At 63.8% G+C, this 23,934-nt stretch carries 24 protein-coding genes; 10 read left to right on the plus strand and 14 right to left on the minus strand.

The window, feature by feature from the left end; translation table 11 throughout:
- Positions 1 to 183 precede the first annotated feature (183 nt).
- On the plus strand, positions 184 to 702 hold the full coding sequence (locus ATY75_RS09275) for a DUF1697 domain-containing protein (protein WP_088937306.1): 519 nt from the start codon (positions 184 to 186) through the stop codon (positions 700 to 702).
- A 63-nt stretch (positions 703 to 765) separates the two neighbouring features.
- Here ATY75_RS09275 and ATY75_RS09280 read toward each other — a convergent pair whose 3' ends face one another.
- Complete coding sequence (locus tag ATY75_RS09280) at positions 766 to 2,217, minus strand: MFS transporter (protein WP_088937307.1); 1,452 nt, start codon at positions 2,215 to 2,217, stop codon at positions 766 to 768.
- Between the two features lie 237 nt (positions 2,218 to 2,454).
- On the opposite strand from ATY75_RS09280, the gene ATY75_RS09285 reads away from it, so the two are divergent.
- Together ATY75_RS09285 and ATY75_RS09290 are read left to right on the plus strand one after the other, a co-directional pair.
- Positions 2,455 to 3,957: a protein adenylyltransferase SelO gene (locus ATY75_RS09285; RefSeq protein ID WP_088937380.1), complete on the plus strand. Its 1,503-nt coding sequence runs from the start codon at positions 2,455 to 2,457 to the stop codon at positions 3,955 to 3,957.
- 141 nt (positions 3,958 to 4,098) lie between these two features.
- Positions 4,099 to 6,438, plus strand: a complete 2,340-nt coding sequence (locus ATY75_RS09290) for a glucose/quinate/shikimate family membrane-bound PQQ-dependent dehydrogenase (protein ID WP_088937308.1) — start codon at positions 4,099 to 4,101, stop codon at positions 6,436 to 6,438.
- 242 nt (positions 6,439 to 6,680) lie between these two features.
- On the opposite strand, the gene bla is transcribed toward ATY75_RS09290, so the two are convergent.
- From bla to dmeR, 3 genes are all read right to left on the minus strand, one after another.
- Complete coding sequence (gene bla, locus ATY75_RS09295; RefSeq protein WP_088937309.1) at positions 6,681 to 7,583, minus strand: class A beta-lactamase; 903 nt, start codon at positions 7,581 to 7,583, stop codon at positions 6,681 to 6,683.
- A 107-nt stretch (positions 7,584 to 7,690) separates the two neighbouring features.
- Positions 7,691 to 8,695: a CDF family Co(II)/Ni(II) efflux transporter DmeF gene (gene dmeF, locus ATY75_RS09300; RefSeq protein ID WP_088937310.1), complete on the minus strand. Its 1,005-nt coding sequence runs from the start codon at positions 8,693 to 8,695 to the stop codon at positions 7,691 to 7,693.
- Between the two features lie 18 nt (positions 8,696 to 8,713).
- Complete coding sequence (gene dmeR / locus ATY75_RS09305; RefSeq protein WP_010021162.1) at positions 8,714 to 8,986, minus strand: Ni(II)/Co(II)-sensing transcriptional repressor DmeR; 273 nt, start codon at positions 8,984 to 8,986, stop codon at positions 8,714 to 8,716.
- Between the two features lie 279 nt (positions 8,987 to 9,265).
- On the opposite strand from dmeR, the gene ATY75_RS09310 reads away from it, so the two are divergent.
- Positions 9,266 to 9,760, plus strand: coding sequence for a GNAT family N-acetyltransferase (locus ATY75_RS09310; protein WP_088937311.1), 495 nt, complete (start codon positions 9,266 to 9,268; stop codon positions 9,758 to 9,760).
- Positions 9,761 to 9,772: 12 nt separating this feature from the next.
- Here ATY75_RS09310 and ATY75_RS09315 read toward each other — a convergent pair whose 3' ends face one another.
- From ATY75_RS09315 to ATY75_RS09325, 3 genes are all read right to left on the minus strand, one after another.
- Positions 9,773 to 10,687 carry a cytochrome c gene (locus tag ATY75_RS09315; RefSeq protein WP_088937312.1) on the minus strand — a complete coding sequence of 305 codons (915 nt, stop codon included), beginning with the start codon at positions 10,685 to 10,687 and terminating at the stop codon, positions 9,773 to 9,775.
- Between the two features lie 136 nt (positions 10,688 to 10,823).
- Positions 10,824 to 11,264, minus strand: a complete 441-nt coding sequence (locus tag ATY75_RS09320) for a cytochrome c (protein WP_049734463.1) — start codon at positions 11,262 to 11,264, stop codon at positions 10,824 to 10,826.
- Positions 11,265 to 11,458: 194 nt separating this feature from the next.
- Positions 11,459 to 12,094 (minus strand): LysE family translocator, encoded by a 636-nt coding sequence (locus tag ATY75_RS09325; protein ID WP_088937313.1) that lies wholly within the window; start codon positions 12,092 to 12,094, stop codon positions 11,459 to 11,461.
- A gap of 130 nt (positions 12,095 to 12,224) precedes the next feature.
- Here ATY75_RS09325 and ATY75_RS09330 point away from each other — a divergent pair, with 130 nt between their 5' ends.
- Positions 12,225 to 12,917: a YafY family protein gene (locus tag ATY75_RS09330; protein WP_088937314.1), complete on the plus strand. Its 693-nt coding sequence runs from the start codon at positions 12,225 to 12,227 to the stop codon at positions 12,915 to 12,917.
- Between the two features lie 211 nt (positions 12,918 to 13,128).
- On the opposite strand, the gene ATY75_RS09335 is transcribed toward ATY75_RS09330, so the two are convergent.
- Together ATY75_RS09335 and ATY75_RS09340 are read right to left on the minus strand one after the other, a co-directional pair.
- On the minus strand, positions 13,129 to 13,974 hold the full coding sequence (locus tag ATY75_RS09335) for a metallophosphoesterase (protein WP_088937315.1): 846 nt from the start codon (positions 13,972 to 13,974) through the stop codon (positions 13,129 to 13,131).
- Between the two features lie 133 nt (positions 13,975 to 14,107).
- On the minus strand, positions 14,108 to 14,710 hold the full coding sequence (locus ATY75_RS09340; protein WP_003569477.1) for a superoxide dismutase: 603 nt from the start codon (positions 14,708 to 14,710) through the stop codon (positions 14,108 to 14,110).
- A 211-nt stretch (positions 14,711 to 14,921) separates the two neighbouring features.
- Here ATY75_RS09340 and ATY75_RS09345 point away from each other — a divergent pair, with 211 nt between their 5' ends.
- The 3 genes from ATY75_RS09345 (at position 14,922) to ATY75_RS09355 (ending at position 16,798) form a co-directional block, all read left to right on the plus strand.
- The gene (locus ATY75_RS09345; RefSeq protein WP_088937381.1) at positions 14,922 to 15,248 is read left to right on the plus strand and encodes a hypothetical protein; all 327 of its coding nucleotides are present in this window, start codon (positions 14,922 to 14,924) and stop codon (positions 15,246 to 15,248) included.
- A 106-nt stretch (positions 15,249 to 15,354) separates the two neighbouring features.
- Entirely contained in the window at positions 15,355 to 16,008 is a 654-nt protein-coding gene (locus ATY75_RS09350) for a class I SAM-dependent methyltransferase (RefSeq protein WP_088937316.1), read from the plus strand.
- Between the two features lie 58 nt (positions 16,009 to 16,066).
- Positions 16,067 to 16,798 (plus strand): sulfite exporter TauE/SafE family protein, encoded by a 732-nt coding sequence (locus ATY75_RS09355; RefSeq protein WP_064837596.1) that lies wholly within the window; start codon positions 16,067 to 16,069, stop codon positions 16,796 to 16,798.
- Between the two features lie 14 nt (positions 16,799 to 16,812).
- Here the strand turns inward: ATY75_RS09355 and ATY75_RS09360 are convergent, their stop codons facing one another.
- Positions 16,813 to 17,154 (minus strand): nuclear transport factor 2 family protein, encoded by a 342-nt coding sequence (locus tag ATY75_RS09360; RefSeq protein ID WP_088937317.1) that lies wholly within the window; start codon positions 17,152 to 17,154, stop codon positions 16,813 to 16,815.
- Between the two features lie 111 nt (positions 17,155 to 17,265).
- Here ATY75_RS09360 and ATY75_RS09365 point away from each other — a divergent pair, with 111 nt between their 5' ends.
- The gene (locus ATY75_RS09365) at positions 17,266 to 18,507 is read left to right on the plus strand and encodes a multidrug efflux MFS transporter (RefSeq protein ID WP_088937318.1); all 1,242 of its coding nucleotides are present in this window, start codon (positions 17,266 to 17,268) and stop codon (positions 18,505 to 18,507) included.
- Here the strand turns inward: ATY75_RS09365 and ATY75_RS09370 are convergent.
- Positions 18,504 to 19,115, minus strand: coding sequence for a TetR/AcrR family transcriptional regulator (locus ATY75_RS09370; RefSeq protein WP_088937319.1), 612 nt, complete (start codon positions 19,113 to 19,115; stop codon positions 18,504 to 18,506). The two genes, ATY75_RS09365 and ATY75_RS09370, sit on opposite strands and share 4 nt — an antisense overlap.
- Before the next feature lie 127 nt (positions 19,116 to 19,242).
- Here ATY75_RS09370 and gstA point away from each other — a divergent pair, with 127 nt between their 5' ends.
- Complete coding sequence (gstA, locus tag ATY75_RS09375; protein WP_088937320.1) at positions 19,243 to 19,926, plus strand: glutathione transferase GstA; 684 nt, start codon at positions 19,243 to 19,245, stop codon at positions 19,924 to 19,926.
- 6 nt (positions 19,927 to 19,932) lie between these two features.
- Here the strand turns inward: gstA and nadE are convergent, their stop codons facing one another.
- From nadE to ATY75_RS09390, 3 genes are all read right to left on the minus strand, one after another.
- The gene (nadE, locus tag ATY75_RS09380) at positions 19,933 to 20,766 is read right to left on the minus strand and encodes an ammonia-dependent NAD(+) synthetase (RefSeq protein ID WP_088937321.1); all 834 of its coding nucleotides are present in this window, start codon (positions 20,764 to 20,766) and stop codon (positions 19,933 to 19,935) included.
- A 308-nt stretch (positions 20,767 to 21,074) separates the two neighbouring features.
- Positions 21,075 to 22,265, minus strand: a complete 1,191-nt coding sequence (locus ATY75_RS09385) for an adenylate/guanylate cyclase domain-containing protein (protein ID WP_088937322.1) — start codon at positions 22,263 to 22,265, stop codon at positions 21,075 to 21,077.
- A 30-nt stretch (positions 22,266 to 22,295) separates the two neighbouring features.
- Positions 22,296 to 23,915, minus strand: coding sequence for an MDR family MFS transporter (locus tag ATY75_RS09390; RefSeq protein WP_088937323.1), 1,620 nt, complete (start codon positions 23,913 to 23,915; stop codon positions 22,296 to 22,298).
- Between the last annotated feature and the right edge of the window lie 19 nt (positions 23,916 to 23,934).

Below are 23,934 nucleotides of genomic sequence, written 5' to 3' on the forward strand. Positions count from 1 at the left end.
TCTCCCCCACAGGTGGGGAGATCGGCAAGTAGCCAAACCTTCCCGCCTCTCTTCCGTTTCGCCCAACCCTGACAATAGTTGTTTAGGGAAGTCGGTGCGCCCAGCCAAGCTCCCCACCTGTGGGGGAGATGCCCGGCAGGGCAGAGAGGGGCTGGCACGGCACAACGGTCAACGGAGAGACAAATGCCCGTCTACGTCGCCCTTCTCCGCGCCGTGAACGTCGGCGGCACCGGCGCCTTGCCGATGGCCGAACTCAAGACTATCTGCGAAGACCTCGGCTTCACAGACGTCAAAACCTACATCCAGAGCGGCAATGTGCTGTTTCGCTCGGACGCATCCGAAGCGACCGTGGAGGAAAAGCTCGACGCGGCGCTCGGGCAGAAGATGGGTAAGCGGCCGGGCGTGATGATGCGCAGCCGCAAGGAACTCGAGGCGATTGCCGCGAACGCGCCCTTTCCCGACGCCAAGCCGAATTTTCTGCTCGTCTATTTCCTGCCCGAAAAGCCGCCTGCCGATGCGCTGGAGAAAATGGTGGCGCCCGATGGCGAGGAAGCGAAGCTCGCGACCCGTGAAATCTACGTGCACTACCCCAAGGGGTCCGGCCGTTCGAAGCTGAAGCTGCCGGCGCTGAAGGCGGGAACCTCGCGCAATCTCAACACTGTGCGCAAGCTCGCTGACATGGCGGCGGCGATGGAAGGCTGAGGGGCCTGCGTAGAATTTGATTCAGACGAGGCGATTCAAGTCCTTGTTTTCATGGATGTCGCGTCAGCTGCCGGCAATATCCTTCGTCCGTTTCGCTCTATAGCCGCTGATCTCCTCGCCGGCGGTCGGCGAGAAGCGCAGGTTCCAGATCGTCGCGCTGATCGAGATGAGGGTGACGACGACGAAGGCGGTGGAGAAATCGCCGAGCATCGGCGTTTCGACATCGTTGAAAGCCATGGAGCCATGCAGCGCCAAGGCGCCGATGCAGATGCCGAGCGACAGCATCAGCTGCTGGAAGGTGGTGTAGAAGCTCGTGGCCGAGCTCATCCGCTCCTTGTCGATCTCGTCATAGGCGATGGTGTTGTAGGCGGTGAACTGGAACGACAGGAAGAAGGCGCTGAGCACCAGGACGATGAAGATCAGCGGCATCGGCCAGTCCGGCCGGAAGGCGGCGCAGAGGCCGTAACCGACCGTCCCGAAGATGCCGTTGAGGACGAGGCTGCGGCGGAAACCGAGCCGGCTGAAGACGAACTTCGCCATCGGCTTCATGGCGAGCGCGCCAAGGGCGGTGGCAATGACGATCTGGCCGGCGGCGGCAGCCGACAGGCCGAAGCCGATCTGGAAGAGCAGCGGCAGCAGGAAGGGCTGCGCTCCTTGCGTGATGCGCGTCAGCGAACCGGCAATCACCGACGTGCCGAAGCTCGGCACCTTCATAAGCGAAAAATCCATGATCGGCGACGGATGCTTGCGGGCATGCCTGAGATAGCCGATGCCGAAGAGCAGACCGACAGCGATCAGGAAGAGCGAGAAGGCGCCCTCGCCTTCGTGGCTCGACATTTCGAAGCCGAAGAGCAGTGAGCCGAGCGAGAGGCCGGAGAGCACGAAGCCGATCGTATCGAAGGGGCCGCTCGCCTTGCCCTTGACCTCGTCGATATAGATCGAGACGAAAATCATGCCGATGATGCCGACCGGCACGTTGATGTAGAAGATCCAGCGCCAGTCGAGATAGGTGACAAAGAAGCCGCCGAGCGGCGGGCCGACGATCGGGCCGATCAGCGCCGGCACCAGCAGCCAGGACATGGCGCTGACCATATCCTTGCGGGCGACGCTGCGCATCAGCACCAGGCGGCCGACCGGCATCATCATCGCGCCGCCCAAGCCCTGCAGCAGCCGCGCCAAGACCAGGAAGGACAGCGTCGGCGCCAGCGCACAGAGGATGGAGCCGATGACGAAGACGGCGATTGCGGCGCGAAAGACGGTGCGGGAGCCGAAACTGTCAGCCATGCGGCCGCTCGCCGGAATGAAGATCGCCAGGCTGAGGAGATAGGAAGTCAGCGCGATCGACATGGCCGGCGCGCTGACGGAAAAATCGCGCGCCATGGTCGGCAGCGCTGTCGCCAGCACGGTCGCGTCGATGTTTTCCATCAGCATCGCACTCGCGACAATCATCGCGATCACCCGGAAATTGGGCGCGGCGCGCCGAACCATCGGCGCCTGGTAAATCTGATCCGACATCGTCCGGGATCACTCGCGGTGGCGCGGCGGAGCACACGAGGCTGCAAGGCCGCGGGGGATGACATGGCGCAAGGCCAAGGGGAGACGATTTGGTATACGCCCGCGATCATGGCGGCGCTATGTCCTTTATGGCAAAGCAGCTTTGACGAGAGGGAAAAGCAGATCACGATTGCTTGCATCGGCCTCATGCTTCGTGAAGAGCTTGCGCCGCAGGCCGCCCGGCCCTACCTATCGATCATGACCTCCGCTCTTGAGAAAAACCGGCCCAGCGCGGCCTTTGCCTTCGACAACAGCTATGCCGGCCTGCCGCAGCGGTTCTTCGCGGCGCAGCTGCCGACTGCGGTGGCGGAGCCCTGGCTGATCAAGCTCAACGAACCGCTGGCCGCCGAACTAGGGCTCGATGTCGAGGCGCTGCGGCGCGACGGCGCGGCGATCTTTTCCGGCAATCTCGTTCCCGAAGGGGCGCAACCGCTGGCGATGGCCTATGCCGGCCATCAGTTCGGCGGCTTCTCGCCGCAGCTCGGCGACGGGCGGGCGATCCTGCTCGGCGAGGTGATCGACCGCAGCGGCAAGCGCTTCGATATCCAGCTGAAGGGCGCTGGGCCTACCCCGTTTTCCCGCCGCGGCGACGGGCGGGCGGCAATCGGGCCGGTCCTGCGCGAATATATCATCAGCGAGGCGATGTTTGCGCTCGGCATTCCGGCGACGCGGGCGCTGGCGGCGGTGACGACGGGCGAGCCGGTCTATCGCGAAGAGGTGCTGCCGGGCGCTGTCTTCACCCGGGTGGCGGCCAGCCATATCCGGGTTGGCACCTTCCAGTATTTTGCGGCGCGGGGCGATACCGACGGCGTGCGGGCGCTTGCCGATTACGTGATCGACCGGCACTATCCGGCGCTCAAGGAAGCCGACAATCCCTATCTCGCACTGTTCGAGGCGGTCTGCGAGCGCCAGGCGGCGCTGATCGCCCGCTGGCTGCATGTCGGCTTCATTCATGGCGTGATGAACACCGACAATATGACTGTCTCCGGCGAGACGATCGATTTCGGCCCGTGCGCCTTCATGGATGCCTATGATCCGGCGACCGTCTTCTCGTCGATCGACCAGCACGGCCGCTATGCCTATGCCAACCAGCCCGGCATCGGCCAATGGAACCTTGCAAGGCTCGGCGAAACGCTGCTGCCGCTGATCGACGAAGAACCCGACGGCGCGGTCGACAAGGCGAATGCCATAATCCGCGCCTATGGCGAACGCTTCCAGGCGCATTGGCTGGCCGGGATGCGAAAGAAGATCGGCCTTGCCGGCGAAGAGGATGGCGATCTCGACCTGGTGCAGGCGCTGTTGTCGCTGCTGCAGACGCAAGGTGCCGATTTCACCCTGACCTTCCGGCGGCTGTCGGATCTTGCCGGCGATGCCGCCGCAGAGCCTGCCTTTGCGGCCAGTTTCCGGGAGCCGGAGGCCTGCGGATCCTGGCTTGCGCAGTGGCGCGAGCGGCTGTCGCGCGACCCGCAAACGCAGTCGGAGCGCGCCACCGCCATGCGCCGCGTCAATCCTGCCTTCATTCCGCGCAATCACCGCGTCGAACAGGCGATCGAGGCCGCGGTCGAAAATGGCGATTTCTCGCTGTTCGAGGCGTTGCTGAGCGTGCTTTCGAAACCTTATGAGGACCAGGCGGACTTTGCCGCCTATAGCGAGCCGCCGAAACCGAGCGAACGGGTGCTCGCGACCTTCTGCGGGACGTAAGCGGGCTCGATACAACCGTACCGTGACATCAGCCTGCGGCAAATGCGGCCGTTGAAAGGCATCTCCTTCGCGCTATCTGGCTGATCGGCGGCGATTTTCCGCCGCCCCTTCACCCGGCTCACCTCAGCGGGAGACAGCCTTATGGCGATCGTCATCACCTCCATCCTCTTCATCATCATCGGTCTTACGCTCGGCGGCGGCGGGCTGTGGCTCGTCACGCTCGGCGGCAGCGTCTTCTATCTCTTCGCCGGGCTGATGTTCGTGATCACCGCCGGATTGCTTCTGATGCGCAAGGCGGTGGCGCTCTGGATCTATGCAGTGCTCGTCGTCGCAGCACTCGCCTGGGCGATCTGGGAGGTGGGTTTCGACTGGTGGCAGCTCGGGCCCCGTGGCGGCATGATCATCCTGCTCGGGCTCTGGCTGCTGACGCCCTGGATCCGCCGGCCACTCGGCTTTCGCAGCCCGACCGGCATCACCTACGGCGCCAATCCCTGGCCGCTCGCCGTGCCTGTCATCCTCGCCATCCTCGTCGCCCTCTATTCGATGACCACGGATCCGCACGACCTCGCCGGCGAGCTGCCGAAGGATCAGGTCGCCGCCAACCCCGCCTTCGGCGGCAGCGTGCCGGATGGTGAGTGGCACCAGTACGGCCGCACGCCCTTCGGCCAGCGTTATTCGCCGCTCGACCAGATCACCACGGAGAATGTCGCCACCCTCAAGGAAGCCTGGCGATACCAGACCGGCGACGTTAAACGGCCTGAGGATGTCGGCGAGACGACCTATCAGGTGACGCCGCTCAAGGTGAAAGACACGCTCTATCTGTGCACGCCACACAATTGGGCGATCGCCCTCGACGCCAAGACCGGCAAGCAGAAATGGAAATACGATGCCAACTCGGGCATGAACCCCGACCGGCAGCACCAGACGTGCCGCGGCGTCACCTATTATGCCGATCCCGATGTCGCCGCCGGCCAGCCCTGCGCCGAGCGCGTCTACCTGCCGACATCGGACGCCCGGCTGATCGCCCTCGATGCGGCGGACGGCAAGGTCTGCACCGGCTTTGCCGATCAGGGCGTGCTGCATCTGGAGACCGGCATGCGTTACAATCCGGCCGGCTATTATTATTCCACCTCGCCGCCGGTCGCGGTGGCCGGCAAGATCATCGTCGGTGGCGCGGTGAACGACAATTATTCCACTGAGGAGCAATCCGGTGTCATCCGCGCCTTCGACATCAAGACCGGCGCGCTGATCTGGAACTGGGATTCCGGCAATCCCGACGTGACGACGCCGCTGGCCGCCGGCCAGACCTATACGACCAATTCACCGAACAGCTGGTCGGTCTTCAGCGTCGACGAGAGCCTCGGCATGGTCTACATCCCGCTCGGTAACCAGGTGCCCGACCAGCTCGGCATCAACCGCAGCGACAATGTCGAGAAATTCTCCTCCTCGATCGTCGCGCTCGACATCGCCACCGGCCAGCTGCGCTGGGTGCGCCAGACCGTGCATCACGATCTCTGGGATATGGACGTGCCGGCCCAGCCGGCGCTGATCGATCTGACAAAGCCGGACGGCACGGTGGTTCCCGCCCTCGTCGGCCCGACCAAGCAGGGCGATCTCTACGTGCTCGACCGACGCAGCGGCGAGCCGATCATCCCGGTCAAGGAAATCGCAGCCCCGGGCGGCGCGATCTCGGGCGATCATACCGCGCCGACCCAGCCGATCTCCGATCTCACCTTCTCGCCCGAGCCGCTTCGGGAAAAGGACATGTGGGGCGTGTCGCTGTTCGACCAGCTCGCCTGCCGTATCGATTTCCACCGCTACCGCTACGAGGGCCGCTATACGCCGCCCTCGCTTGTCGGCACGATCGTCTATCCCGGCAATTTCGGCACCTTCAACTGGGGCAGCGTCGCCGTTGATCCCGAGCGGCAGATCATGTTCGGCATGCCGACCTATCTCGCCTTCACCTCGCGCCTGGTGCCGGCTGCCGACATTCCGCCGCGCGGCCAGGACGAGAAGGGCAGCGAACAGGGGCTCAACCGCAATGACGGCGCGCCCTACGGCGTCTTCATGGGGCCGTTCCTCGGGCTCTTGAAAATCCCCTGCCAGGCGCCGCCATGGGGCTATGTCGCCGGCGTCGATCTGCGCACCGGCAAAATCGCCTATATGCACAAGAACGGCACCGTGCACGACATGACGCCGCTGCCCCTGCCCTTCAAGGTGGGTGTGCCCGGCATCGGCGGACCGATGCTGACCAAAGGCGGCGTCGCCTTCCTCGGGGCCGCGGTCGACAACTATCTGCGCGCCTATGACGTGACGAACGGCCGGGAGCTTTGGCAGGCCCGGCTTCCGGCCGGCGGCCAGGCGACGCCGATGACCTACACGACTGAAGACAACAAACAATATGTCGTCATGGTCGCCGGCGGCCACGGCTCGGTCGGCACCAAGCCCGGCGATTTTGTGATTGCTTATACGCTGCCGTGATGGAGGAGCGCGCTCCTTGCGGAAGCCAGCCCCCTCCCCAACCCCTCCCCACAAGGGGGAGGGGCTAAGATGCCGCACTGCTTCACATAAACTCTATGGTATCAATCCGTCGAACGGTAACAGCCAGCAAGACCTCTGCTTTTGGTCGCCACTGGACACAACAGCTTAGTCCCTCCCCCTTGTGGGGAGGGGTTGGGGAGGGGTTTTCACGGGTACACCGGACAGCTGTCGTATCCCTCAACTCAAACCATCTCGACAATCATCCGCCCAAGCTCGGCAAAGACCGGATTTAGCTCCTTCGCCGGCGCGGTCGCTTCGGCGATGTAGACGGCGGCGACGATCGGGCCGCGGTCGGGGGGCCAGATGACGGCGATGTCGCCGAGCGAGCCGTTCTGGCCGGTGCCGGTCTTGTCGCCGACTTTCCACTCCGCCGGCAGGCCGGCCCGCAACCGCTCGCCGCCGGTGGTGCTGGCCACCAGCCAAGCGATCAGCTTGTCCGAAGAGGCTTCTGTGAGCACCGAGCCGAGCGTCAGATTGCCGAGCGTGTCGAGCATCGCATCCGGTGTCGTCGTGTCGCGCGGGTCGTCCTTCTTGCCTTCGTTCAACGTCGGTTCGGTGCGGTCGAGACGGGTGGTGCCGTCGCCGATCGAGCGCAGCCAGTCGGTCAAACCGGCCGGACCGCCAAAACTTTCGAGCAGCAGGTTGCCGGCGGTGTTGTCGCTGACCGTCACCGCCGCCTCGCAGAGTTCGGCGATGGTCATGCCGTCGGCGCCGGCGTGTTTTTCGCTGAGCGGCGAATAGTCGACCAGCTTGTCCTTGCCGTAAGTCACGCGGCGGTCGAGGCTCTCCTCGCCCTTGTCGGCACGGGCGAGTGCGAAGCCCGCCGCCAGCGCCTTGAAGGTGCTGCACATCGGAAAGGCCTCGTCGCCGCGATAGTTGAAGGAAATGCTCGTTTGGGTGTCGAGCACCGAGACGCCGAGGCGGCCGCCGGTGCGTTTTTCCAGCGCGGCAAGGCGCTTCTCGATATTGTCTTCGCCCTCCCCGCCACTCTCCTTGGGCGTGTCCTCAGCCCTGGCGGAGAGCGCCAGCGCGGGCAGACACAATGCCGAGCCTATCAGCAGACGGCGGGTAAGACTGAGATCCATGAAATCCTCCGGCAGATCGGGAGGACAGAGCTAAGACGCGATTGCGGCGGCATCTCGTTCCCGCGGCAATTTGTTGTCCGCCCAGCAATTTGTTGTCCGCGCGGCAGTCATGCCGCGCGCGTCACCTCGACCGTCACATGCGACAATTCCTTGAGCGCCGACAGCCTGCTCTTGTAGAAGGCCGGGTCGCGCGGCGTGGAGGTCAGCACGGCGACGATGGCGGCATGGTGGCCGGGGCCGACCTGCCAGACATGCAGGTCGGTGATCCGGTCGTCGTCGGTCTCGATCGCCTCGCGGATCTCGGCGGGCAGCGTTTCGCCCTCGGGCACGACGTCGAGAAGCACACCGCCCGAGGATTTCATCAGGCTCCAGGACCAGTTGGCGATGACCAGGCCGCCGACGATGCCCATGATCGGATCGAGCCAGAGCCAGCCATAGAGGCTGCCGAGCGTCAGCGCCGCGATGGCGAGCACGGAGGTCATGGCATCGGCGATGACATGCAGATAAGCGGCGCGGATATTGTTGTCGCCGGGCTTAGCACGATGATCATGGGCATGATGATCGTGGGCGTGGCGATCATGGGTGTGATCGCCATGATTGTGCTGGTGGTGATGATGATGCGCGTGAGGGCCGTGTGGGTGATGGCCGCCACCAAGCAGCCAGGCGCTGACGACGTTGACGGCAAGGCCGATCACCGCGACGGCGATCGCCTGGGCAAAACCGATCGGCACCGGATTTGAAAGGCGCAACCAGCTTTCCCAAGCCATCAAGAGGGCTATCAGCGCCAGGACGATGGCGCTGGCGAAGCCGGCGAGATCGCCGAGCTTGCCGGTGCCGAATGTGAAGCGCGGATTGCGCGCCTGCCTTCGGGCGAAGAGATAGGCAAGCGCCGAAATCAGCAGCGCACTGGCATGGGTCGACATATGCCAGCCATCGGCGACCAGCGCCATCGAGCCATAGGCCGTGCCGGCGGCGATTTCCGCCACCATCATCACCGCCGTCAGCGCGATCACCAGCCAGATGCGCCGCTCGTTCGCCGCATGATCGGCGCCGAGGAAAATATGGTCATGTTCCAGGGCATTCGTCTCAGCCCGTCCGATCCCGGCATTCATTCCAGGCTCCTTCTCTGCTCAGCGGATATAGGTTCTCAGCACTTCCGAAATTTCCTCGACCGCTTCGGCCCTCGCCGCATCGTCGGCGGCATTCAGCACATGCTCGCGCAGATGATCGTCCAGCACCTCGCCGGTCAGCCCGGTCAAGGCGCCGCGGATCGAGGCCAGCAATTGGAGGATTTCGCCGCAGGGGCGTTCGGCCTCCAGCGCCCGCTCGACCGCCTCCATCTGCCCCTTCAGGCGGCTGATGCGGGCAATAAGCTTCTTCTTCTGCAGGGTCGTATGGGACATGATCGGCCTTCTATAATATAGGGGGGTATCCTATCAGGCGTACCGGCTGACATCAATGCCCGTCACGGCTTTTGAGCCTCACCCTCCAACGCCATTGACAAATGCCGCTTTTGCGGCGATTGATGCGGCATGATCAAAAACGCGCACCAGAGCCGCTCGTATTTTTGGCTGTACCTGTAAAGGGCGGCCGGACAGATCATATTGTCAACAAGCCGCCGTCAGGCGGCTTTGTTGTATCGGCAGCGTCCTGACGGCAGACTATCAAAGGACGCGAAGACCATGACCGAAATCGAAGACAGCGAAATTTCATTGATGCGCCCGTCGGTGGTGACGATCCGTACCGCCAAGCCGCGCGACCTGCCCGAACTCAACGACATGATCGCCCTGCTGGCCGCCCATCACGGCGATGCGGCCGGAACGACGCCGGAACAATTGGAGCGCGACCTGTTCGGCCCGCTGCCCTGGATCCATGCGCTGGTCGCCGAGACCGGCGAAGGGCTGATCGGCTATGCCATTCTCGTGCCGCTCTACAGGGGGCAGGAGGGAAAGCGCGGCATGGATCTGCACCATCTCTTCGTGCGCGACGGCCACCGCGGCCACGGAACCGGCCAGTTGCTCGTCGACCGGGCCCGCGAAACCGCCCGCAATGCCGGCTGCGGCTACCTCTCCGTCAGTGCCGCCACCGGCAACGTGCTGGCGCACCGCTTCTACGAACAGCTGGATTTCACCCCGCGGCCGGTCACCGGCATGCGTTATATGCAGTCGATCGCCTGAGACAGCCCTGGCCTACCCTCCCGGCACAGCCTTCAGATAGGCGGCGATCGCTTCACGGTCGGCCGCCGGCAGGCGGGCGATGTTCTGCTGGACATCGACCATCGAGCCGCCGACGCTATCGAAATCCGGGGTGAAGCCGGTTTCGAGGTAATTGGCGATGTCGGGCTCGCTCCAGCCGCCGATGCTTTTGGAGGATGGCGTGATGTCGGGAATACGGCCCTTGCCTTCCGGATTGGGCGCGCCGGCAAGCCACTGACCGGCCTCAAAGCCGCCGAGCGCATCGCGCGGCGTGTGGCATTCGCCGCAATGGCCGGGGCCTTCGACGAGATATTGCCCGCGCTTGATCTTGTCGTCGCTCTTGGCAAGCGCGACGCGCGGCTGATCGTTGAAATAGAGGAACTTCCAGCCGCCGAGCGCCAGCCGGATGTTGAAGGGGAACGGCAGCTCATGCGGGGGCGCGACGTTGGCGCTCTTCGGCAGGGTCTTCAGGAAGCCGAAGAGATCGTTGACGTCCTTGTCGCTCATCCTGGAATAGGAGCCATAGGGAAAGGACGGGTAGAGATGTTCGCCGCCGGGGCCGACGCCGCGCTTCATCGCGTTGCCGAACTGGGCGAGCGTCCAGCCGCCGATACCGGCCTTTTCATCCGGCGAGATATTCGGCACGTGGAAGATGCCGAAAGGGCTCTTCAGCGCCAGACCGCCTGAAAGCGTCAGCTTGGCATCGCCTTCGGAACCGGGGGCTGAATGACAGCTGACACAGCCGCCCGCCCAGAACACCATCTGGCCGTTTGCCGGGTCCGGCGCGCCGAGACCGCTCCAATGGCTCTCCGGCAGCGGATCGGGCGCGGTCACCAGATAGAAGGCGCCTCCGCCGAGCACGGCGACGCCGATCAGACAGAGCAGAAACCGGATGAACCTGCGGATCATGCTCCGCCTCCCCTTTTGCCGAGATTTTCCGATAGGGACCGATTCTGCGACCAGCCCCGCACGGGCGGAGAATAAAGTGATCCGCGCCGGCGGCAAGGCCGGCGCGGATCGGTGTCGGATGGGAATGACCTATCGCTCACTCCTTGATGCGATAGGCCTTATGACAGCCGCCGCAGCTGGCGCCGAGCGTGTTGACCGTGGCACCGACAGCCGCGGCATCGGCCGGAAGCTGGGCGAGCGCGGTTTCGGCATCGGCGGAGAGCTTTGCGGCGCGCGCCTTGAAGTCGTCCATGTTTTCCCAGATTTTCGGGCTCGCTTCCGCGTCGCCCGTTTCCGTGCCCGGCTTGAACTGATCGGGGAAGACCTTGGCCGTTGCGGCAATCGTCGTCAGTGCCGTTTTCACCGCTTCGGCATCGTAAGGCTTGGTGCCCTTGGCGATGGCTCCCAGGGCGCCGGCCGCCCCGCCGATCTGCTTCATCAGCGCAATGCGCGAATCATGGGTGCCGTCGGCGGCGGTCACCGAACCGAGCGCTATCCCCGCCATCGCTGCGGCGGCAGCTACTGCTTTCCAATTCATATTTCCTCTCCAGTTTTCTGAGGCCAAGGCGGCCGATGGCCAATCTGCCCCGGGAGCATGACAAAATCCATACCCTCCGGGCAGTCACGTTTTGCCGGATCATCATAAAAACAATGTGATAAGCAGCGAAAGCTCTTTGCTTTTCTGCAGTCGTTATCCCGGAACCGCTGCACATTTCCGGGCGACATGCAGACTCACGCGCTTTTCCATCCCTGCCAGAGGCTGAAGGCGGAAACCGCAACCAAGAGCAGCCCGGCGAAGCGGCCGACGAAGGCCGTGACGTCGGGATTGGCGACGAGCAGGTCGCGGCTGCGGCCGGCGGTCATCGCCAGCGTGCCATAGATGGCGAACTGGGTGGCGACCGTCATGGCGCCCATGATCAGCCCCTGCATCCAGACCGGGCCGTATTCCGGCTTAAGGAACTGCGGATAGACGGCGAACATGAAGATATAGGCCTTCGGATTGACGAGACAGGTGACCGCACCCTGGCGGAAGGCGCGCCAACTGGAGCGCGCCGTTCCCGGCCCGACCGCCTCGACGGTGATCGAGCTGCGGATCAGCGAAATGCCGATCCAGATCATGTAGGCGACGCCGGCAAGGAGCAGCACGTTGAAAAGCTGCGGCAGCATGGTGACGAGCAAGCCGACGCCGGCCGCGCCATAGGCCGAATGCACCGCGCCGCCGGCCATGATGCCGCCGGTCGCCGCCAGCCCGCGCCTGATGCCGCCGGTCAGTGAATTGGCGAGCACGAAGAGCATATCCATGCCGGGCACGATGATGATGCCGAAGAGAAGGGTGAAGAAGAGCCAGAGGTTTTCGTGGTAGTTCATGTCAGTTACCGCCTTGTCGGTCCACGGGCCGTTTTGAAAGACCCTGATTGATTTCAATCCGATAGGCGGCTCTATACGCAAACCCAACTGACAGTGTATTGTCAGGAGGGTAAGGGACGGGAGCGGCAAAATGCGCAAGGCCTCGCGGCTGTTCGAGATCATTCAGATCCTGAGACTGGCCAGAAAACCGATGACGGCAGCGGCGATGGCCGAGACGCTTGAGGTGACCGTGCGCTCGATCTATCGCGACATCGCCGCCCTTCAGGCGATGCGGGTGCCGATCGAGGGCGGACGCGGCATCGGCTACATCATGCGGCCAGGCTTCGACCTGCCGCCGCTGATGTTTTCGATCGAAGAGATGGAGGCAATCGTGCTGTCGCTGGCGCTGCTCGAACGCACCGCCGACGAGGAACTCAAGCAGGCCGCTCGCCGGGTCAACCGGAAGATATCAGGCGCCGTGCCGGCGCCGCTGCGCCAGGCGATGGACAGCAAGGCGCTTTATGCCTGGGGCTCGATCGCGCAGCCGGCGGGTTTCGACCTTGCGATCGTGCGCCGGGCGATCCGCGACGAATGCAAGCTGATGCTCGGCTATCGCGACGAGCTCGGCCGGGCGAGCGAACGGACGATCCGGCCGATCGCGCTGATCTATTATTCGCAGACCGCCAATATCGTCGCCTGGTGCGAGTTGCGCCAGGCGATCCGCAATTTCCGCAGCGACCGGGTGGAGCGCTGCACGGCAGCCGAGGAGTTCTTCAAGGGCGACGGCGACAGGCTGCGGGAATTGTGGACGAGCGGGTGGACGGAGAAGGCTGTGCCGGTGTGAAAATCTGAGACTTGAGATTGCCGCTTTCCCCTCCCCAACCCCTCCCCACAAGGGGGAGGGACTACCGTGCCGCGCCCGTCACGCTTCAATTCTGACGATACCGCATGTGGCAGCGCGTCTTGGTGGCGGGAGCGTGCCGCAGATTAATCCCTCCCCCTTGTGGGGAGGGGTTGGGGAGGGGTCTTGGATTTTGCAAGAAGTCCGTTGCAGTCTAATAAACCAGCGTCCGGCTGTCCTCGCGGCCGAAGCCGCGGATTTCGATGCGGTCGGCATGGACCTCGACGATGGCGAAGGCGTTTTCGCTCTCGGTGTCGACCACGCCTTTGAAATTGACGAAGTGGCAGGCGCCGACCTTGCCGTAATTACCGGCGTGGTTATGGCCGTTCAAATAGGCGACGACGTTGTCGTGCGCGGCGAGCAGCGCGACAATGTGGTCGCAGTCCCACATATCGTGCTCGCCGGCGGGATAGACCGGATAGTGGTTCATGACGATCACCTTCTCGCCGGTCGCGGCAGCGCTTGCGATCTCATCGCCGAGCCAGGCGAACTGCTCGTCGCTCAGCGCGCCGTTCCACGGATGGGCGTTTCTTTCGCCCCTCGCCCGCAGTTCCGCCAGCATCTTTGCCGCCAGGGCGCGGTGCGGATGGCCTTCTAGCGGCGCGAAGGTGCTGATCTCGTTGCCGTCGAGCACGACGAAGCGCCAGCCATGGCGGGAAAAGCTGTAATAGGGCGATGGCATGCCGAGACGTCCGGCGACTTCGGACAGGTGCCCGGCAGAGACGGAGAAATCGTGATTGCCGAGCAGGAAGAGCGCCTCGTGCCGGAGCGTCTCATAGATCGGCAGGATATCGTCGAAGCTTTTGAAGCTGCGATCGATGACATCGCCGAGCGTCATGACGAAGCTCAATTCCTCGCTGTTGAAGACCTCGATCGCCTCGGCGACCTTGGCGAGGCTGTTGGCGTAGTAGCGGTCCATGGCCGCATGCGGGGGGATCGCCGCATATTGCGGGTCGGCGATGATGCCGAAGCGGAACAGGGGAGAATCGGGCGACGACATGGGGCGTGATTAGGAGCGGCGGGTGACAGGGATGTGACGGCTTTCAAAGCGAAACACCCGGCGCTTGGAGCGCCGGGTGCCGACTTCAGAGAGGCTGCGACATCGCCGCGCGTGGCGGCGGGTCCGGGGCCGCTTACTTCGTGGCTTCTTCGTAGCGCTCCAGGACGTAGTCCCAGTTGATCAGGCTATCGACGAAGGCCTCGAGGTATTTCGGGCGGGCGTTGCGATAGTCGATGTAATAGGAGTGTTCCCAGACGTCGACGCCGAGGATCGGCGTGGCGCCGTGGACGAGCGGGTTTTCGCCGTTCGGGGTCTTGGAGATTTCGAGCTTGCCGTTCTTGACGGAAACCCAGGCCCAGCCGGAGCCGAACTGGGTGGCGCCGGCATTGGCGAAATCGGCCTTGAACTTGTCGTAGCCGCCGAGATCGGAGGCGAAGGCCGCTTCGAGCTTGCCCGGCAGCTTGTTGCCGCCGCCGCCCTTCTTCATCCACTTCCAGAAATGGATATGGTTGTAATGCTGGGCAGCGTTGTTGAAGAGGCCGGCATTGGTGCCGAAGGACTTCTTCACGACGTCTTCGAGCGACAGATCCGAAAGGCCGGCTTCGGCGGCGAGCTTGTTGCCGTTGTCGACATAGGCCTTGTGGTGCTTGTCGTGGTGAAACTCCAGCGTTTCCTTCGACATGAAGGGAGCAAGCGCTTCGTAATCATAGGGAAGTTCAGGCAATTCGAAAGCCATATCAGATCTCCTCTTGCAATAGATTGCGTCATCGGCAGGTGAGGCGGAACATAGGAGGGGAAAGGGGGAGAGGCAACCGGCGAAATGTCAAAAAACGATCCGTCGGAGGAAAATTTGCCTCAGTTGCCGGGCTGGAATCGGGCGGGAAAATCGCCCGGGATGTCCGCCTTGAAAGCCGCTTCCCCGGCGACACACCGCAATGGAGATCAATATGAACAGGAATATAATCCCGCTGCTGGTCATGGCAGCACTTCCTCTGCTTTCGGGGCCAGTGCATGCCTCTTCGGACGATGCCTGGAAACAGCTGGCAGCCGACGTCGAAGCCAAGTGCAAGACGGCGGCTGTCGCGATCGAAAACCCTGCGGCCAGCGTCGATCCCTTCGGCACCAGCCATTACGGACTGGCTTTGGTGACGGGAAAGCCGAAGGGCGCCAAGGGACTGGTCGCGCAGATCTGCGTCTACGACAAGCAGAAGAAAACCGTCGAGATCGGCAGCGAACTCGACCCCAAGAAACTTGGTCTCGCGCCGGCAAGATAGGCTGCCCGGTACGATCCGCTCTGCGAATATGTGCCTTTCGTCACATTTCTGGGGGAACCGGACGCTACCCTTAGGAGTTGAGGACTGGGCTTCAGGGAGGTGCGGGATGGCAGCGATTCGCGGCAGGGCGGACGATCAGCAGAAAATCTATCAGCGCTGGGCGCCGGTCTATGACCGTGTCTATCGAGGCATCCTCAGTGATGGCCACCGCAAGCTTGCCGCGCTCGCCGCTGCAGCCGGCACCGATATTCTGGAGGTCGGCGTCGGCACGGGGCTGACGCTCGGCCACTATCCCAGCCGCTGCCGGGTGACCGGCATCGACATTTCCGAACACATGATCGCGCGGGCACGCGAAAAGGTACGCCGCGCCAAGCTGCAGCATGTCGAGGCGCTGGAGGTGATGGATGCGCATGCGCTTGCCTTTGCCGACCGCTCTTTCGATGCGGTTTGCCTGCCCTTCGTCATCACCCTGATCCCCGAGCCCGAGCGGGCGCTCGACGAATGCGCCAGGGTGCTGCGGCCGGGCGGCGAGATCATCCTCGCCAGCAAGCTTGGCGACGGCGCCGGCCTGCAGGGCGCGATCGAGGCGGCGGTGGCGCCCCTGGTGCGTCACATCGGCTGGTCCTCCGCCTTTCGCATCCATCGCATACTCGCCTGGGCGGAGCGGCGCGGCGATTTTTCCGCGACCGATATAGTGCCGGTCTTTCCGAACGGCTTCTTCAAGATCGTCCGGCTGAAGCAGCGCGGACTTTCCGCCTGACACCAGAATTTTTCCCGCATCGCGGATTCTGATGCTACCGTTCGTCTGAGGGGACCGCATGACATCGGACATCTTCTTTTTCATCGTGGTGGGCTTCTGCGCGCAGATCGTCGACGGCGCGCTCGGCATGGCTTTCGGCGTGCTGTCGACGACGAGCCTCCTTGCCTTCGGCGTGCCGGCTGCCAATGCCAGCGCCATGACCCATGTGACGGAGATGTTCACGACCGCCGCATCGGGGATCTCGCATGCCTATCATCGCAATGTCGACTGGCGGCTGGTGGCGCGGCTCGCGCCGGCCGGGATGATCGGCGGCGCGATCGGGGCCTATCTGCTGGCCAATATCGACGGCAAGGTGATCGCGCCCTTCGTGTCGGCCTATCTGATCGCCATCGGCCTGTTGATCCTCTACAAGGCCTTTCGGCCGCCGGGCAGGCGCGAGGTGCGCGACTGGGCGGTGCCGCCCGTCGGCTTTTGCGGCGGCGTGCTCGATGCGATCGGCGGCGGCGGTTGGGGACCTGTCGTCACCAGCACGCTGGTCGGGCGCGGCCATGATCTCAAGCGGGTGATCGGTTCCACAAACTTCACCGAATTCGCGGTCACGCTGACGATTTCGCTGACCTTCATCCTGACGCTCGGCTGGTCGGAACTCAATTCGGCGATTGGCCTGATCATCGGCGGCGTCATCGCCGCCCCTTTCGGCGCCATCCTCGTCAAGCGGCTGCCGGTGCGGGCGCTGATGGTGGCGGTCTCGATGGTCATCATCGCCACTTCGGCGATACGGCTTCTTTAAACGGCACCGCCGGACTACAGATTCCGGCCGAAATAGACCTCCACGGAGGCGATCTTCTCACCGCGGAAGCGCAGGCTCTCCATGTTGCCGAAGCTGCCGCCGTCGAGTTTCTCGGCACGATAGCGAACAACCGCCTCGTCGCCTTCGACCGCCAGGAATTCGATCGTGATAGCGCGGAAGACCGGCTGCTTCGGCCAGCAGCGTTCGAAATAGGTCGCCCGGTCGATATGGTCGTCGCGCGGGGTGGAGAAGGTGAAATCCTCCGTCAGCATGGCGCCGACTTTATCCTTGCGGTCATCCAGATAGGCGGCGTAGAGATCGCGGACGGTCTGCTGCCTCGTGCGCATATCGTTCATAGCAATGTCCTCCGATTAACCGATTGCATGCTGCAATCGGTTTAGCACATCTACCTCAGATGATCCAGTTTCGGCGCAATTGCGCCCTCGTGATCGACGCCGAGGCAAGGAATGACCGATACGCAATTGGACGCGGCGAGCGTTAAAACAGGCTCGATACACTGGAAGCGCAATCTCACGGTCTCGCTGATCGGCTCCTTCACGACGATCGTGGCGATGACGCTGTTGCTGCCTTTCCTGCCGCTCTATGTCGAGGAGCTCGGTGTGGCCGACCACGCGGCGATCGTGCAATGGTCGGGCATTGCCTATGGCGCCACCTTCCTGGCCGCCGCGCTTGTTGCGCCGCTCTGGGGCCGGCTCGGCGATATTTACGGGCGCAAGCTGATGCTGGTACGCGCCAGCCTCGGCATGACGGTGGCGATCTCGCTGATGGGCATGGCCGGCAATGTCTGGCAACTGGTGGCACTGCGCCTCTTCGTCGGGCTTGCCGGCGGCTATTCCTCCGGATCGATGGTGCTGGTGGCGACGCAGACGCCGAAAGACCGCTCGGCCTGGGCGCTCGGCGTGCTCTCCTCCGGCATCATGGCCGGCAATCTCGTCGGGCCGCTGATCGGCGGGGCACTGCCGCCCATCATCGGCATTCGCGGCACGTTTCTCGCCGCCGGGGCGATGATCTTCCTCGCCTTTCTCGCCACCGCCCTGCTGATCAAGGAGGAGAAGTCGCCGGCCCGCAAACAGGCTGCCAAGGCAAGCGGCGGCTGGAAATCCATCAGCGATAGGCGGCCTGTGATCGCCATGCTGGCGACCGGCATGCTGTTGATGTTCGCCAATATGTCGATCGAACCGATCATCACCGTCTATGTCGCGCAGATCGTGCCGGCCGCCGATGAGGTGACGATGATCTCCGGCATCGTCATGTCGGCCGCCGCCCTCGGCAGCATTCTTTCGGCCTCATGGCTCGGCCGGCTTGCCGATAGAATCGGCCACTGGCCGGTGATCTCAGGCGCGCTCGCCGTCGCCGGGCTGCTGCTGATACCGCAGGCCTTCGTCACCAGCGCCTGGCAGCTGATCGTCCTGCGCTTCCTGATGGGCGCAGCACTTGGCGGACTGCTGCCCTGCATCGCCGCCGTCATCCGCCACAGCGTGCCGGACAGTGCGGCGGGCAGCATTCTCGGCTTTTCCATTTCCTCGCAATATGTCGGCCAGGTGGCCGGCCCTATTCTCGGCGGCTTTGTCGGCGGGCATATCGGCATGCGGGCGGTTTTCCTCGGCACCTCGATGCTGCTGGTCGCCGGTGCTGCCTATGCCTGGCTGGTGCGGCCGCGCGATCAGAAGTCACCAGGCTCAGCTTAGGGCCGTCCGCAGATCAGCTCGACGCCGGAGCGGGCGATCGCCTCCAGCGTCTCGCGGCTATCGCCGGCGCGGGCGCGCACGGCAAGCGAATGCATGACGGCGGAGGCGAGCCTTGCCAGCATCTGCGGATCTGCGCCCTCGGCAAGTTCGCCGTTTTCGACGGCAAGGCGCATGCGCTTTTCGATCTCGCCGTCGAAATCGCTGAGGCTGCGGCCGAGCACCTCGCGGACCCGCTCGCGCTCGACCGCCTCGACCGTTGCCGTGCCGATCAGGAAGCAGCCGCGGGCGGCGGTTTCGCCGTGCAGATAGATCGAAAGCGCACTCTCATAGACGCGGGCGAGATTGTCGCGCAGCGGCAGCGACGGGTCGAGCGCTTTGGCCAGCGCATCCATGCCGTCCTGGCGATAACCTTCCAGCGTATCGAGATAGAGATCCTCCTTGTCGCCGAAGGCGCCGTAGAGGCTTGGGCGATTGAGATTGGTCGCCGCGCTGAGATTGTCGAGCGAGGCGGCGGCAAAGCCCCTGTCCCAGAAAACGTCGCGCGCCTTGCCGAGTGCTGCCTTGGCCTCGAAGCCCCTCGGGCGGCCGCGCTTCTTCTCATCCTTCATATTTTGTACCGTTTCGCATTAAATTCTTGACCCAAGTTATTTTATGCGAAACAGTACAGATGTTCAACGACCTTGGCAGACGGCATCGATCGCCTGCGCCCAGAGAGGAATTGAGAGAGGAAATCGCATGAAACTCTATATGAACGCCGCCGCCTGCTCGCTTTCGCCGCATATCGTCTGCCGGGAGCTGGGGCTCGATATCGAACTCGTCGAGGTCGACCGGGAAAGCTACCGGACGAGCGACGGCAAGGACTATCTCGCCATCAACGGCAACGGCTATGTGCCGGCCCTGGTGCTCGACGACAGCAAGGTGCTGACCGAGGGGCCGGCGATCGTGCAGTTCCTCGCCGACAGCGTGCCGCAGGGATCAGCCATGCTGCCCGAAGTCGGCAATCTCAGCCGCAACGAGGTGCAATCCTATCTGAACTTCATCACCGCCGAGCTGCACAAGCCGATGGTGCTGCTCTTCAGCCCGCTTTATGCGAGCGTGCATGAGCCGATCCGCGCACTGATCGCCAAGCGGCTTTCCTGGTTGAACGGCCGTCTTGCCGGCCCCTATCTCACCGGCGATGCCTTCACCGTGGCGGACGCTTATCTCTTCGTCTGCCTGAACTGGTCGCCCTGGATCGACATCGATCTCAAGCAATGGCCGGCGCTGCACGGCTTCATGGCCCGTGTGGCGGGGCGTCCGAAGGTGCGCGCGGCGATGCAGGCCGAAGATCTCGAAGCCTTCGATGCCGGCGGTGTCTTCTTCGCGCCGCATGCCTATGTCGCCTCGTCCGGGCGCACGGGCTCGCCGGTCAGGCCGTAACGCCCGTCAGAGCGTGTTGACGGCCACCGGCAGCGCGCGCTTGTGGGCGGTGGCGCGATAGGCAGCAAGGATGCGGCGGCGGGCGATCTCGCCGACCGGCTTGCCTTCGAGGAAGTCGTCGATCTCGTCATAGCTGACGCCATAGGCCTCCTCGTCGGGGCGCAGCGGCCGCTGGTCCTCGAGATCGGCGGTCGGGACCTTGAAGACCAGTTCGTCCGGAGCGCCGAGCCGCTTTGCCAGCAGGCGCACACGGCGCTTGTTGAGCCCGGCGAGCGGCAGGATATCGGCAGCGCCGTCACCGAACTTGGTGAAGAAGCCCATCACCGCCTCGGCGGCATGGTCGGTGCCGATGACGAGGCCGCCGAGCGCACCGGCCAGGGCGAACTGGGCGATCATGCGCTGGCGGGCCTTGATGTTGCCGAGGATGAAATCCTGGCGGCCGGCATCGGCGAAAGCGAGGCCACCGTCCTGAGCGGCGGCCAGCATCGCATCCGCCGCGGCCTTGATGTTGACCACTACCGAACGATCGGCACCGATCGTTGCGAGCGCCCTCTGCGCATCGGCCTCATCCGCCTGGACGCCATAGGGAAGACGCACGGCGATAAATTCCGCCGTATGGCCGCTATCACGCAGCTCGCGCACCGCCTTCTGCGCCAGCAAGGCGGCCGTCAGCGAATCGACGCCGCCGCTGATGCCGAGGACAAAGCCGCGCAGCCCTGAGGCGACGAGATAATCCTTGAGAAAATTGGTTCGCCGCGCGATCTCGCGCTCGGGATCGATGTCGGCGGCTACGCCCAGTTCACGGATGATCTCGCCTTGTTCGTCGGACAGCATGGTCATAAGCTCTTCCTCCCGGCTTACGGAATTCCGGCGCCACTATGGCGAAAAGATGAGGGAAGACGAAGCCGTTTCGGGCAGACCTGCCATGCATTTTATGCAAGTGGGGGTTTGGCATCCCGGTGGGTGCAGCACCCCCCTCTGCCCTGCCGGGCATCTCCTCCACAAGGGGGAGATCGGCAAGAAGCCATGCCTCGCCCTCAATTTACGATTCATGTGACGGACAGTTCTTTGAGGAAACCGTCGCGCCCATCCGATCTCCCCCCTTGTGGGGAGATGCCCGGCAGGGCAGAGGGGGGTAAACATGGCGCCTACCGCACAATCGTAAACAGCTCCACCGGCTCCGCAAACCCCTTCAACCCGTGCGCCCCGACAGACACCGCGACCCCTGCCCCGGCCTCTCGGCGGAACGGCTCTGACATCAACAGAGCCTCTCCCAATTCGCCGCAGGCGGTCTGGACGCGGCTGACCAGGTTGACATCGCGGCCGATGAGGGTGAAGTCGAGGCGGCGGCCGGAGCCGATATTGCCGTAGCTGACCTCGCCGTAATGGAGCGCAATGCCGGCCTTCACGCCGATGCCTTCGTACTGGAAATGGTCGATCTCATCGAGGATGGCGCGGGCCGATGCGAGTGCGGCGCTGCAGGAATGGACCGCCGCGTAGTTCGGAAAGAAGGCAAGCACGGCGTCGCCCATGAATTTCAGCAGTTCGCCGCCTTCCCGGGTGATAGCCGGCACGATTCTGTCGAAATAGGCGTTGAGCAGCCCGAGCACGGCATTTCCGGGCAGCCGGTTCGACAGCTCGGTAAAGCCGCGCAGATCGCAAAGCAGCAGGGCCGCCTCCATCGATTCGATGTCGCCGCGGCGAATGCGGCCGGCAAGGATGCGGCTTGCGGTCAGCGGGCCGACATAGGTATCGAGCAGGCTGAGCTCGACCTGGCGAAGAATACGCAGCTCGCTGGTGTTGCGCAGCGCCGGCAGGATGCGCTCGATCGCTTGACGTTCGGAGGCGGTGAAGCCAACCGGCCGTCGCGTGGCGAAGACGGCAGCGCCGACCGGTCCATCGATATTGCAGAGCGGCGCGATCATCAGTTGCATCAGACCGCGATCGGCGAAGACGTCGATATGCTGCCAGCGGCCATGGATGCTTTCGCCGGGGCCGACGACCAGCGGCTCGCGGGTTTCCATGACCTTGCGCAGCGGCGTGTTTGCTATGGCGACGCGCGCGCCGTGTTCGCGGTCGTGGATCTCGACCGGCTCGCCCGGCGCCCAGGCAATGGTGCGCCCGACGAGCTCCGGATGCAGCGTCATCAGATGCAGGGTCATCCGGTCGACAGGCAGGCCGAGCGCCTGAAGCCGGCGGCCGAGGCCGGAGACAAGACCTGCCTCGTCGAGCGCATGGCATTCGTCGCCAGAGAGCCATTCGATGATAGCGAGCAGCGCTCCGGCATTGACGGCATCGCTCTGTCTTGCGGAATTCGGGACATGGATCGCGGTTGTCATGGCTTCTCCTTCTTGAAGCGGCGGCGCTGACTAGTGGGCGCCGCCGCCCGAGAGTTGACCGGGTTTCTTCAGAAGCAGGGTCGCAAGCAGGGCGACGACGAGGGCAACGCCGAGCAGAAAGAAGGCGTCGCTGAAGGCCATGATATTGGCCTGCTTGCGTATCTTGAGCGCGATAGCGACGACGGCCTTGTGGCCGGCGAGCGCCTGGTCGCTGACGCCGTGGCTCATGAAGTAGCCGGTAAGCCGGGCGATGCGATCGCGGGTGGCTTCCTCGAAAACCGAGACCGAGTTGGTCAGAATGTTCGAATGGTACTGCTCGCGCTTCGACAGGAACGTCTGCAGCAAGGCGATGCCGACGGCGCCGCCGAGATTGCGCATCATGTTGAAGAGGGCGGAGGCCGAGCCGGCATTCTCCGGCTCGATGCCTGATGTGGCGATCGCCGAAAGGGGCGTGAAGACCAGCGCCTGGCCGATGGCGCGGACGATATTCGGCCAGAAGAGCTGGTCGCTGGCATAATCGCCGGTCATGTGCACGTTCATGAAGTTCGAGGCGGCGAAGAGGGCAAAGCCGACGACGATCAGCAGGCGGACATCGAAACGCTTCATCAGGCGCGGCACCAGCGGGATCAGCAGCAGCTGCGGAATGCCGGTCCAGGCGAGAACCATGCCGATCTGCTCGGAATTATAGCCCTGGATGCGAGTGAGATAGATCGGCAGCACGAAGACCGAACCGTAAAGCGCGATGCCGAGCAGGAAGTTGGCGACGATGCCGAAGCCGAAATTACGCCGCAGCAGCAGACGCAGGTTCAGGAGCGGATGAGCCGCTCTCAGCTCGATGACGATGAACAGCGTCAGCGAGACGGCCGCGATGACCGACAGGCGCAGGATGAAATCGGAGCCGAACCAGTCTTCCTTGTTGCCCTCTTCCAGCACGGTCTGCAAAGCGGCCAGGCCGATTGCCATGGTGACGATGCCAGGCCAGTCGCCCTTGGCGAGCAGCTTCAGGTTCATCGGCGCCCGATCGAGCGAGGCCCAGAGCAGGCCGACCATCAGCGCGCCCGGCACCAGATTGACATAGAAGATATATTCCCAGCCCCAGTTCTCGGTGAGATAACCGCCGATCGTCGGGCCGATCGCGGGTGCGAAGGTGGCTGACAATGCAAAAAGGGCAAGGCCGATCGGCTGCTTGGCCTTGGGCAGCAGCGTGATGATGATGGTGAAGGCCATCGGGATCAGCACGCCGCCGGCAAAGCCCTGAATGGCGCGCAGGATGATCATCTGCTGCAGGTTTGCCGCGAAGGCGCAGGCAACGGAAAAAATCAGGAACAGGATGGCGTTGGCCAGCAGATAGCTGCGCAGCGAAAAGACCCGCGCCAGCCAGGCGCTGAGCGGAATGACGACGATCTCGGCGATCAGATAGGAGGTCGAGATCCAGCCGCCGTCATCCGTGCCGGCGCCGATGGCGCCCTGGATATCGGCAAGCGAGGCATTGACGATCTGGATGTTGAGGACCGCCATGAAGGCGCCGAGCGTCGAGCCGACGACGGCCATCCACATACGGACCGGGCTGATGACGGCGGGTGTCGCGGGCGCCGCAGCGGCGGGACGCGTGAGCGAATTGCTGTTTGCGGCGATCTGAAGAGTGGCCATGGCTGATCTCTTTCCGGCT

The sequence above is a fragment of the Rhizobium sp. N122 genome (assembly GCF_002211295.1).
In the GTDB taxonomy this organism is placed as follows: Bacteria; Pseudomonadota; Alphaproteobacteria; order Rhizobiales; family Rhizobiaceae; genus Rhizobium.

What these genes read in the sequence shown, in the direction of transcription:
- ATY75_RS09340 (WP_003569477.1), bottom strand. Translation starts at nt 14,710, where the DNA reads ATGGCTTTCGAATTGCCTGAACTTCCCTATGATTACGAAGCGCTTGCT.
- ATY75_RS09345 (WP_088937381.1), top strand. Translation starts at nt 14,922, where the DNA reads ATGAACAGGAATATAATCCCGCTGCTGGTCATGGCAGCACTTCCTCTG.
- dmeR (WP_010021162.1), bottom strand. Translation starts at nt 8,986, where the DNA reads ATGTCCCATACGACCCTGCAGAAGAAGAAGCTTATTGCCCGCATCAGC.
- ATY75_RS09290 (WP_088937308.1), top strand. Translation starts at nt 4,099, where the DNA reads ATGGCGATCGTCATCACCTCCATCCTCTTCATCATCATCGGTCTTACG.
- ATY75_RS09285 (WP_088937380.1), top strand. Translation starts at nt 2,455, where the DNA reads ATGACCTCCGCTCTTGAGAAAAACCGGCCCAGCGCGGCCTTTGCCTTC.
- ATY75_RS09325 (WP_088937313.1), bottom strand. Translation starts at nt 12,094, where the DNA reads ATGAACTACCACGAAAACCTCTGGCTCTTCTTCACCCTTCTCTTCGGC.
- ATY75_RS09315 (WP_088937312.1), bottom strand. Translation starts at nt 10,687, where the DNA reads ATGATCCGCAGGTTCATCCGGTTTCTGCTCTGTCTGATCGGCGTCGCC.
- ATY75_RS09370 (WP_088937319.1), bottom strand. Translation starts at nt 19,115, where the DNA reads ATGAAGGATGAGAAGAAGCGCGGCCGCCCGAGGGGCTTCGAGGCCAAG.
- ATY75_RS09365 (WP_088937318.1), top strand. Translation starts at nt 17,266, where the DNA reads ATGACCGATACGCAATTGGACGCGGCGAGCGTTAAAACAGGCTCGATA.
- ATY75_RS09390 (WP_088937323.1), bottom strand. Translation starts at nt 23,915, where the DNA reads ATGGCCACTCTTCAGATCGCCGCAAACAGCAATTCGCTCACGCGTCCC.
- gstA (WP_088937320.1), top strand. Translation starts at nt 19,243, where the DNA reads ATGAAACTCTATATGAACGCCGCCGCCTGCTCGCTTTCGCCGCATATC.
- ATY75_RS09330 (WP_088937314.1), top strand. Translation starts at nt 12,225, where the DNA reads ATGCGCAAGGCCTCGCGGCTGTTCGAGATCATTCAGATCCTGAGACTG.
- ATY75_RS09335 (WP_088937315.1), bottom strand. Translation starts at nt 13,974, where the DNA reads ATGTCGTCGCCCGATTCTCCCCTGTTCCGCTTCGGCATCATCGCCGAC.
- ATY75_RS09350 (WP_088937316.1), top strand. Translation starts at nt 15,355, where the DNA reads ATGGCAGCGATTCGCGGCAGGGCGGACGATCAGCAGAAAATCTATCAG.
- ATY75_RS09385 (WP_088937322.1), bottom strand. Translation starts at nt 22,265, where the DNA reads ATGACAACCGCGATCCATGTCCCGAATTCCGCAAGACAGAGCGATGCC.
- nadE (WP_088937321.1), bottom strand. Translation starts at nt 20,766, where the DNA reads ATGACCATGCTGTCCGACGAACAAGGCGAGATCATCCGTGAACTGGGC.
- ATY75_RS09360 (WP_088937317.1), bottom strand. Translation starts at nt 17,154, where the DNA reads ATGAACGATATGCGCACGAGGCAGCAGACCGTCCGCGATCTCTACGCC.
- bla (WP_088937309.1), bottom strand. Translation starts at nt 7,583, where the DNA reads ATGGATCTCAGTCTTACCCGCCGTCTGCTGATAGGCTCGGCATTGTGT.
- ATY75_RS09310 (WP_088937311.1), top strand. Translation starts at nt 9,266, where the DNA reads ATGACCGAAATCGAAGACAGCGAAATTTCATTGATGCGCCCGTCGGTG.
- dmeF (WP_088937310.1), bottom strand. Translation starts at nt 8,695, where the DNA reads ATGAATGCCGGGATCGGACGGGCTGAGACGAATGCCCTGGAACATGAC.
- ATY75_RS09355 (WP_064837596.1), top strand. Translation starts at nt 16,067, where the DNA reads ATGACATCGGACATCTTCTTTTTCATCGTGGTGGGCTTCTGCGCGCAG.
- ATY75_RS09275 (WP_088937306.1), top strand. Translation starts at nt 184, where the DNA reads ATGCCCGTCTACGTCGCCCTTCTCCGCGCCGTGAACGTCGGCGGCACC.
- ATY75_RS09320 (WP_049734463.1), bottom strand. Translation starts at nt 11,264, where the DNA reads ATGAATTGGAAAGCAGTAGCTGCCGCCGCAGCGATGGCGGGGATAGCG.
- ATY75_RS09280 (WP_088937307.1), bottom strand. Translation starts at nt 2,217, where the DNA reads ATGTCGGATCAGATTTACCAGGCGCCGATGGTTCGGCGCGCCGCGCCC.